The 1430-nt window shown below is 46.0% G+C and carries 1 protein-coding gene and 1 pseudogene; both read left to right on the plus strand.

Annotated features, from left to right (window positions below; genetic code table 11):
* Nucleotides 1-774, plus strand: a 774-nt coding sequence (gene plsX / locus F6K49_RS48900; RefSeq protein WP_293109954.1) for a phosphate acyltransferase PlsX, incomplete at its 5' end; no start/stop codon positions are given.
* Nucleotides 775-1246: 472 nt separating this feature from the next.
* A pseudogene (locus F6K49_RS48905) lies at nucleotides 1247-1430 on the plus strand (3-oxoacyl-ACP synthase); the annotation flags it as partial.

Genomic DNA, 1430 nt, shown 5'->3' on the forward strand with positions numbered 1-1430 from the left:
GTCAAGCAAGGACGTGCTGACGCTGTAGTCTGTGCTGGTCACTCTGGGGCAGCCATGGCAGCGGCTCTATTGCGCTTAGGGCGTCTGCCAGGGATTGACCGTCCCGCAATTGGCGCAGTGTTTCCTACCATCATGGCTGGCAAGCCAGTAATTATAATGGACGTGGGGGCAATTGTGGATTGTCGCCCTAAATATCTAGAGCAGTTTGCCATCATGGGATCAGTATATAGCAAGTATGTCTTGGGCATGGAAGAGCCTAAGGTGGGTCTGCTAAACATTGGTGAGGAAGAGTGTAAAGGCAATGATTTGGCCATCCGTACTCATCAACTGCTACGAAAGAATTCCAGAATAAACTTTATTGGCAATGCTGAGGGTAGAGATGTACTCTCAGGTCAGTTTGATGTAATTGTGTGCGATGGCTTTGTGGGCAATATACTGCTCAAGTTTGCCGAAGCAGTAGGGGAGGTGATGCTGCAAATTATCCGAGAAGAACTGCCTCAAGGGATACAAGGTCAGCTAGGTACAGCGTTGTTAAAACCCAACTTGAAGCGGATTAAGCAGCGTATGGATCATGCCGAACATGGCGGTGCTCTACTCTTAGGGGTGGCAGGAATTTGTATTATTAGTCACGGTAGCTCCCAAGCTCCATCGATTTTTAACGCCATTCGGTTGGCTCAAGAAGCCATTGATCACCGAGTACTAGAGCGGATTAAAGCTAATCACTTCAAAAAGTCCCCCGAATCAGTGGCTAGTAATTCTAGCAGTCAGGAGTAAGCCATGATAGGTTGATCGGTATTTCAAGGCCACCATTAGCGCAACAGTTTTTTTGTTGACGGTTGGCGGTTGACGGTTGACAGTTCATAGTTAACTGTTATTCTTGACAATGTCAACAAAATGTGACCATAACAAAATGCCGACTAAATTTTTAGTAGCTGATCAAGTCTGGTGTTACACTCATCCTTATAGCCATTTAGGTAAACTCCGGTAGCTTTAGCAGCAAATTCTGGTATTTAACGGATAACTATATGGAGAAAATCCACCTAATAACATCTAGGGTTTCGTTAAACTAGGAAATTTTGAGCTTGAGCGTGGCACAAGCCCCACACCATAACCGTGTAAGGCTTGTATAGTGTAGTTTACAGTGGCTGTGATGGCAAGATTGACCAATGACCAGTCTTTTTGTCTTCTCCCTAAGCAGCGAACTTGGGAAGAGAAAAACATGGGATGCAACTGATGGAGAAGAGCCTTGAATCAACTAGGAACAGGCATTGCTATTACCGGAAGTGGTTCCGCAGCGTCAGAGGTTACCCTCGATAACCATCAACTAAGCCAAATGGTTGATACATCGGATGAGTGGATTACCACTCGTACCGGAATTCGGCAACGGCATCTGGTGGATGCACAAGGGAGTCTAAGTGAGATGGCTACTG

The organism is Moorena sp. SIO3I6 (genome assembly GCF_010672095.1).